The organism is Streptomyces glaucescens, from assembly GCF_002154375.1.
In the GTDB taxonomy this organism is placed as follows: Bacteria; Actinomycetota; Actinomycetes; order Streptomycetales; family Streptomycetaceae; genus Streptomyces; species Streptomyces glaucescens.
The window spans coordinates 1,242-1,556 of record NZ_MUND01000716.1 but is presented as its reverse complement, the minus strand read 5'-3'; the positions used below and the strand labels follow the sequence as shown (position 1 = coordinate 1,556).

Annotated in this window: 1 pseudogene; it reads left to right on the top strand. The window is 69.8% G+C overall.

What is annotated here, in order from left to right:
• Window positions 1-315: pseudogene (locus tag CCN42_RS45150) on the top strand (diaminopimelate decarboxylase); the annotation flags it as partial.

Genomic DNA, 315 nt, shown 5'->3' with positions numbered 1-315 from the left:
GGTCGGCACCGTCAAGCCCCTCGACGGGCTGCGGACGTACGTCTCCGTGGACGGCGGCATGTCGGACAACATCCGTACGGCGCTGTACGACGCGGAGTACAGCGTCGCTCTCGTCTCCCGTGCCTCCGACGCCGAGCCGATGCTCGCCCGGGTGGTCGGCAAGCACTGCGAGAGTGGTGACATCGTGGTGAAGGACGCGTTCCTGCCGGCCGACCTGGCGCCGGGTGACCTGATCGCCGTACCGGCCACCGGGGCGTACTGCCGCTCCATGGCCAGCAACTACAACCATGCGCTCCGCCCGCCGGTCGTCGCCGT